Origin of the sequence: Ideonella azotifigens (assembly GCF_006519715.1) — a bacterium.
In the GTDB taxonomy this organism is placed as follows: Bacteria; Pseudomonadota; Gammaproteobacteria; order Burkholderiales; family Burkholderiaceae_C; genus Ideonella; species Ideonella azotifigens.
Map to the genome: position 1 here is coordinate 1 of NZ_VIDT01000290.1, position 6,589 is coordinate 6,589.

Genomic DNA, 6,589 nt, shown 5'->3' on the forward strand with positions numbered 1-6,589 from the left:
CATGTGCCTGGCGTGCGCTCGCACGAGGAAACGCCGGGCCGCCCCAGGTTTCCTCATCCCCCTCGGGGGGCCTGACGCCCAGCGACAGGTCTGGGGGCACCGTTACGGCGCGGTGCGCATGTCGTGCATCGGCATCATGTTGGTGTTCAGGTGGTACATCACCCAGATCGAACCCGACAACATGATGAAGACGACGCCAGCGGTGAAGATCAGCGCCAGCATGGACCAGCCGCCTTCGACCTTGGCATTCATGTGCAGGAAGTACACCATGTGCACGACGATCTGCACCGCGGCAAAGCCGAGGATCACGGCCGCGGTGGCCCCGGAGGACGGCAGCACCTTGGCCATCACCAGCCAGAACGGAATGGCGGTGAGCACGACCGACAGCAGGAAGCCGACCAGGTAGCCCTTGAAGCTGGCGTGGTAGGCGATGTCGCCGTGGTGGTCGTCATGGTCATGGTGACCCTGACCGCGCTTTTGCAGGTGGGAGTTCGTCTCGACGACGTGGGTGCGGTGGTCGCTCATGGCAGCGTGCCCATCAGGTAGACAAAGGTGAAGACGCCGATCCACACGACGTCCAGGAAGTGCCAGAACATCGACAAGCAGACCAGGCGGCGCTTGTTCTCGAGGATCAGGCCACCCCGGTTGACCTGCACCATCAGCGTCACCAGCCAGATGATGCCGAAGGTGACGTGCAGGCCGTGGGTGCCGACCAGCGTGAAGAACGAGGACAGGAAGGCGCTGCGCTGCGGGCCGGCACCTTCATGGATCAGATGGGCAAATTCATACAGCTCCAAGCTGAGGAAGGCCAGACCGAACAGGCCGGTGATGCCCAGCCACAGCAGCACGCCGTTCTTGCGGCCAGCCTGCATCTGCAGCATCGCGAAGCCGTAGGTGATGGACGAGAACAGCAGCATCGCGGTGTTGGCCGCGACGAGCGGCAGGTCGAACAGGTCGGCGCCCGACGGGCCGGCCGCATAGCTGCGACCGAGCACGGCGTAGCAGCCGAACAGCACCGCGAAGATGAGGCAGTCGCTCATCAGGTACAGCCAGAAGCCCAGCAGCGTGCCCTGCTCGGGGTGGTGGTGGCCGTCGTCGTAGAAGACCGGCGCTTCGGCGCCGGCGGCTAGCGTGGGGGAAGAACTCATGTTGGACTTCTCAGGTGATCGGTCGGCTTCAGGTCAAGCCAGCGCGGCCAGGGCCTTGGTGCGGGCGTCTTCGGTGCGGGTGACCTCGTCAGCCGGGATGTGGAAGTCGCGCTTGTAGTTGAAGGTGTGCACGATGACGGCCACCAGCATCGCGACAAACGACAGGCCGGCGAGCAGCCACATGTGCCAGATCATTGCGAAACCGAAGGCCGCGCAGATCACCGAGATCACGAAGCCGGCGGCCGTGTTCTTGGGCATGTGGATGGCCTTGAAGCCGCTGGTCGGGCGTTGATGGCCGCGCTGCTTCATGTCGTGCCAGGCGTCGTTGTCGTGCACCAGCGGCGTGAAGGCGAAGTTGTAATCCGGCGGTGGCGACGAGGTCGACCATTCCAGCGTGCGGGCGTTCCAAGGGTCGCCGGTCAGGTCGCGCAGCTGTTCGCGCTTGAGGTAGCTGACCAGCAGCTGGATCAGGAACGAGCCGATGCCCAGCGCGATCAGCACCGCGCCGAAGGCAGCGATGACAAACCAGATCTGCAGCGACGGGTCGTCGAAGTGGCTCATGCGGCGGGTCACGCCCATCAGGCCCAGCACGTACAGCGGCATGAAGGCGAAGTAGAAGCCGATGACCCAGAACCAGAACGAGCACTTGCCCCAGAACGGGTCCAGCTTGAAGCCGAAGACCTTGGGGAACCAGTAGCTGATGCCGGCGAAGGCACCGAACACCACGCCGCCAATGATGACGTTGTGGAAGTGGGCGATCAGGAACAGGCTGTTGTGCAGCACGAAGTCGGCTGGGGGCACGGCCAGCAGCACGCCGGTCATGCCGCCGATCACGAAGGTGATCATGAAGGCCACGGTCCACATCATCGGCAGCTCGAAGCGGATGCGGCCACGGTACATCGTGAACAGCCAGTTGAAAATCTTCGCCCCGGTCGGGATCGAGATGATCATCGTCGTGATGCCGAAGAACGAGTTCACGCTGGCACCGGAGCCCATCGTGAAGAAGTGGTGCAGCCAGACCAGGTAGGACAGGATGGTGATGACGACGGTCGCGTAGACCATCGAGGCATAACCGAACAGGCGCTTGCTGGAGAAGGTGGAGACGACTTCAGAGAAGATGCCGAACACCGGCAGCACCAGGATGTAGACCTCCGGGTGGCCCCAGATCCAGATCAGGTTCACGTACATCATCGCGTTGCCGCCAAGATCGTTCGTGAAGAAGTTGGTGCCGACGTAGCGGTCCAGGCTGAGCAGCACCAGCACGGCGGTCAGGATCGGGAAGGCCGCGACGATCAGCACGTTGGTGCACAGCGCAGTCCAGGTGAAGACCGGCATCTTCATCATCGTCATGCCGGGCGCGCGCATCTTGATGATGGTGGCGATCAGGTTGATGCCTGACAGCGATGTGCCCACCCCCGCAATCTGCAGGGACCAGATGTAGTAATCCACCCCCACGTCAGGACTTGCCAGGATGCCCGACAGCGGCGGGTAGGCCAGCCAGCCGGTGCGGGCGAATTCGCCGACGAACAGCGAGGCCATCACCAGCGCACCGCCGCTGGCGGTCATCCAGAAGCTGAAGTTGTTCAGGAACGGGAAGGCCACGTCACGGGCGCCGATCTGCAGCGGCACCACGTAGTTCATGAAGCCGGTGACCAGCGGCATCGCCACGAAAAAGATCATGATCACGCCATGGGCGGTGAAGACCTGGTCGTAGTGGTGCGGCGGCAGGAAGCCGGCCGAGTCGCCGAAGGCCATGGCCTGCTGGGCCCGCATCATCAACGCGTCGGCGAAGCCGCGCAGCAGCATGATCAGGCCCATCACGATGTACATGATGCCGATCCTCTTGTGGTCGATGCTGGTGATCCAGTCGCGCCAGAAGGGGCCCCAGACGCGGTAGCGCGTCATCAGCGCCAGCAGCGTCAGGCCGCCCAGCGCGACCATGATGAAGGTGCCTATCAGGATGGGCTCGTGATAGGGGATCGCCTCAAGACTGAGGCGACCAAAGATGAGCGTGCTGAGGTCGTGTGGATCGGACATCATGATCTCGGAAAACTGGTGCCGCGGCGGCCGTGCGCATTGTCACGGCCGAGGCGCGCGGCGGGCAGATGGAAAAAGCGGGGTCTCTGGCCTCAGGGGCGGGCCGCGCCAGCCTCAGGGGCGGGCCAGCAGCGGCCGGCCGTCCGGATTCTCCGGCGTGCAGATGGCCGCGACATAGGTCTGGTCGGCTTCGCGCCAGGTGCGGCTGGCCAAGCCGGTGACGCTGCCCTTGCCCAAGCCGCCAGCGGCGTCGATCGCCATCATCTGGCCGGTACACATCTTGTTGGTGTCGACGCAGCGGTTCAGGATCGCGTCGTACAGCGCCTTGTCGACACTGGCGTAGCGCCGCACCGGCTCGCGCTCGCTGGGCTTTTCCAGCTCGGTGTAGACCGCGCGGTCCAGCGGCGTGCCCTGGGCCTTGTTGCTGTCGACCCACTTGGTGAAGTCGGCGTCCGACAGGCCCTGGAACTTGAAGCGCATGTGCGAGAAGCCGGCACCGCTGTAGTTGGCCGAGAAGCCGTCGTACACGCCGGCCTGGTTGATCACGGCGTGCAGCGAGGTTTCCATGCCGGGCATGGCGTAGATCTGGCCAGCCAGCGCGGGCACGTAGAACGAGTTCATCACCGTGGAGGCGGTGATCCGGAAGCGGATGGGGCGGTCCACCGGCGCGGCCAGTTCGTTGACCGTCGCAATGCCTTGCTCGGGATAGATGAACAGCCACTTCCAGTCCAGCGCCACGACCTGCACTTCCAGCGGCTTCACGTCGGCCGGCAGCGCGCGGGCGGCGTCGATGCGGTCCAGCGGGCGGTACGGGTCCAGCTTGTGTGTGCTGATCCAGGTCAGCGCGCCCAGCGCGATGATGATCAGCAGCGGTGCACCCCAGATCAGCAACTCGAGTTTGGTCGAGTGGTCCCAGTCGGGCGTGTAGATTGCCTCCTGGTTGGACTGGCGGTAGCGCCACGCGAACAACAAGGTCAATGCGATCACCGGAATGATGATGATCAACATCAGCAGCGTGGACGTGACCACCAGCTGGGCTTGCTGGGCGGCAATGTCGCCCGAGGGCTTCATCACGACCATGTTGCAGGCCGCCAGGGGCAGCGCAGCAAGCGCAGCAGCCAGGCGGGCGAGAGTTCTAGGCTTTGGGAACAACATCAGGAGAAACCAGACCAACGGGTAAACGACAGTTGTGCAGCGCGGCCGAATGTAAGCGGATTGCGCAAAACAAGCCATTGGACGTTTTGTCCAAGCCATGACCTTTCTTGCCGCAATGTCCGACTGTACTTTTTGTGGTAAGGACCCGGGGTATCCCCAGGCGTTCAGTGCAGTGATTTCAACCTATAACACCTCATGAGCAGCACACCTACCCAAACTCTGTCGCACCCAGGCCTTTCAACGCCCAGCCGCGGCCATGTGCCGATGGTGGACCACCAGAACGAGCCGAGCGTCGCCCCTGGCGACATCGCGGTCGGCGTGGTCATCGGACGCGCCTCGGAATACTTCGACTTCTTTGTCTACGGCATCGCCTCGGTGCTGGTCTTCCCGTCGCTGTTTTTCCCGTTCGTGGACCGACTGGAAGGCACCTTGCTGGCATTTGCGTTGTTCGCAGCCGCTTTTGTCGTGCGGCCCGCAGGCACGCTGATCGGCATGCAGATCCAGCGCCGCTTCGGCCGCAGCACCAAGCTGACGGTCGCGCTGTTCCTGCTGGGCACGTCCACTGCGGTGATGGCCTTGCTGCCCAGCTACGAGCAGGCGGGCACGATGGCCATCGTGCTGCTGGCGCTGTGCCGGCTTGGCCAGGGACTGGCAATGGGCGGCTCCTGGGACGGCCTGCCCTCGCTGCTGGCCATGAATGCGCCCGCAGGCAGGCGCGGCTGGTACGCGATGCTGGGCCAGCTGGGTGCACCGCTGGGCTTCCTGATCGCCTGCAGCCTGTTCGCCTACCTGTGGAACGGCCTGACGACGGTGGACTTCCTGAGCTGGGGCTGGCGCTACCCGTTCTTCGCGGCCTTCGCGATCAACGTCGTCGCGCTGTTCGCCCGGCTGCGCCTGGTGGTGACCCATGAATACGAGCAGGAACTGCAGGCACGGGAACTGGAACCCTGCAATGTGGCCGACCTGGTCGGGCTGCAAGGACCGAACCTGTTCATTGGCGCCTTTGCCCCGTTGGCCAGCTACGCGCTGTTCCACATCGTGACCATCTTCCCGCTGTCGTGGATCCTGCTGTATTCGCAGCAGAACGTCGGCAGCTTCCTGTCGCTGCAGATCGTCGGCGCACTGCTGGCAGGCGCCGCGATGCTGCTGTCGGGCCGCCTGGCCGACCGCATTGGCCGGCGCCGCACGCTGGGCCTGCTGGCCGGCCTGATCGCGGCATTCAGCCTGTTCATCCCCTTGCTGCTCAATGGCGGCAAGAGCGGACAGGACTTGTTCGTGCTGATCGGTTTTGCACTGCTGGGCCTGTCCTACGGCCAGGCCGCCGGCACCGTGACCTCGAACTTCCTGCCGCGCTTCCGCTACACCGGCGCTGCGCTGACCGCAGACCTCGCCTGGCTGATTGGCGCAGCCTTCGCGCCGCTGGTGGCACTCGGCCTGTCGGCCCGCTTCGGGCTGGTGTCGGTGACGGTCTACCTGCTGTCCGCGGCGGCCTGCACGCTGCTGGCGCTGCGCTTCAACCGCATGATGCGTGACAGCGGCGAATGAAAGCCGTGGGCATGCGCTCTTCGTGTCTGTGGGCAGCGAAACGGCCGCCCTGTCACCTGCGCTTGCAAAAGTAGGCTTCGTCCTACAACCCAGCGCCGCGCAGGGGGCTAGACTTCTCACGGGGCCGACATCCTCCCTCCCTCCCTTTCAGTCGGCCTCTTTGGCACCCTCGCGGTGCCATTTCTTTTTGTGCCGCGCGTTTTGACTTTTCAAGCGGGAACGGGCGATGCAAATCGCCTCCAATCGCCTCCCTCCGGCCCAGCAGCTTGGCTGCTGCCCATTCCACCGGTTTTCCGAAAGCGCAAAGAAAAACGCCTCAGAGCCATGAGCTCTGAGGCGTTGATCTGAACCGAAGTTCTGGTGCGGCTGGCAGGATTCGAACCCACGACCCCTTGGTTCGTAGTTCCCTACTTGTCCGCAAATAGTTGATTTATATGGGGAAAGACGCCGTCCGTTCCAACATCTCTACTCTATCGCGTACTGTCCGAGGCATGGCAGTCCCCCCAAAATCCCCCGGCCATCGCCGCCTGCGAATGCCAATTCAGCGGGGCTCCGCCCGAGTGTGGCGCTCGAGTAGTCATGTTGTGGCGGCTCATTGCAGGCCGGAGACGCTCTGCATGCGTCCCAATGCGTCATAGGTTCGGGTGACCGTGCGCACCAGGGTGCGGGTGGCCGGGTCGGTGCCCTTGTAGTAGCTCTCGCTC

5 protein-coding genes are annotated in these 6,589 nt (G+C 63.8%); 1 reads left to right on the forward strand and 4 read right to left on the reverse strand.

Features of this window, described 5'->3' with window-relative positions:
* Nucleotides 1-102: 102 nt before the first annotated feature.
* The 4 genes from cyoD to cyoA form a co-directional block, all read right to left on the reverse strand.
* Nucleotides 103-525 (reverse strand): cytochrome o ubiquinol oxidase subunit IV, encoded by a 423-nt coding sequence (cyoD, locus tag FKP22_RS17140; RefSeq protein ID WP_141288681.1) that lies wholly within the window; start codon nt 523-525, stop codon nt 103-105.
* Nucleotides 522-1,148, reverse strand: a complete 627-nt coding sequence (gene cyoC, locus FKP22_RS17145; RefSeq protein ID WP_141288683.1) for a cytochrome o ubiquinol oxidase subunit III — start codon at nt 1,146-1,148, stop codon at nt 522-524. The genes cyoD and cyoC overlap by 4 nt, the downstream gene beginning before the upstream one ends.
* 33 nt (nt 1,149-1,181) lie before the next feature.
* Complete coding sequence (gene cyoB, locus FKP22_RS17150; RefSeq protein WP_141288685.1) at nt 1,182-3,185, reverse strand: cytochrome o ubiquinol oxidase subunit I; 2,004 nt, start codon at nt 3,183-3,185, stop codon at nt 1,182-1,184.
* A 114-nt stretch (nt 3,186-3,299) separates the two neighbouring features.
* A complete protein-coding gene (cyoA, locus tag FKP22_RS17155; protein WP_141288687.1) occupies nt 3,300-4,340 on the reverse strand; it encodes a ubiquinol oxidase subunit II in 1,041 nt (346 codons plus the stop codon).
* 264 nt (nt 4,341-4,604) lie between these two features.
* Between cyoA and FKP22_RS17160 the strand changes: the two genes are divergently transcribed.
* Complete coding sequence (locus tag FKP22_RS17160) at nt 4,605-5,885, forward strand: MFS transporter (RefSeq protein WP_170200937.1); 1,281 nt, start codon at nt 4,605-4,607, stop codon at nt 5,883-5,885.
* Nucleotides 5,886-6,589 lie beyond the last annotated feature (704 nt).

Excerpts from the sequence above, each read along its gene's own strand:
- cyoD (WP_141288681.1), bottom strand. The coding sequence starts at position 525 with ATGAGCGACCACCGCACCCACGTCGTCGAGACGAACTCCCACCTGCAA.
- cyoC (WP_141288683.1), bottom strand. The coding sequence starts at position 1,148 with ATGAGTTCTTCCCCCACGCTAGCCGCCGGCGCCGAAGCGCCGGTCTTC.
- cyoB (WP_141288685.1), bottom strand. The coding sequence starts at position 3,185 with ATGTCCGATCCACACGACCTCAGCACGCTCATCTTTGGTCGCCTCAGT.
- cyoA (WP_141288687.1), bottom strand. The coding sequence starts at position 4,340 with ATGTTGTTCCCAAAGCCTAGAACTCTCGCCCGCCTGGCTGCTGCGCTT.
- FKP22_RS17160 (WP_170200937.1), top strand. The coding sequence starts at position 4,605 with ATGGTGGACCACCAGAACGAGCCGAGCGTCGCCCCTGGCGACATCGCG.